Source organism: Pseudomonas sp. SB113 (assembly GCF_040754745.1).
GTDB lineage: Bacteria > Pseudomonadota > Gammaproteobacteria > Pseudomonadales > Pseudomonadaceae > Aquipseudomonas > Aquipseudomonas grimontii.
On sequence record NZ_JBFMHW010000263.1, the window covers coordinates 1 to 378 of the forward strand.

1 pseudogene is annotated in these 378 nt (G+C 66.7%); it reads left to right on the forward strand.

The annotated features are described in order from the left end of the window. Nucleotides 1–119: 119 nt before the first annotated feature. Nucleotides 120–378: pseudogene (locus AB1462_RS32480) on the forward strand (type II secretion system protein GspE); the annotation flags it as partial.

The following is a 378-nucleotide window of genomic DNA, read 5'->3' on the forward strand; positions in this document are numbered from 1 at the left end:
GTGGGAGGGGGCTTGCCCCCGATAGCGGTGGGTCAGTTTGTACACCTGTGGCTGACACACCCTCATCGGGGGCAAGCCCCCTCCCACATTTGCACTGTGTATTCCTGTGGGAGAGGGGTATGAGCCTTCTCCCCTACGCCTGGGCCAAATCCCAACGCATCCTCCTGCGCCCCGGCGAGGACGGTCTGCTGCTGACCGTCTGCCCCTCAACCCCCGGCTGGTCGATCAGCGAAGTGCGGCGCCAGTTCGGCCAGTCGCGGGTTGAGCAGATACGCGATGACGAACTCGACGGCCTGCTGACCAGCGCCTATGCCGACACCGGCAGCGCCGCCGCCGTGGTCGGCGCGGCGGAAAACGAGGTCGACCTCGACCGCCTGA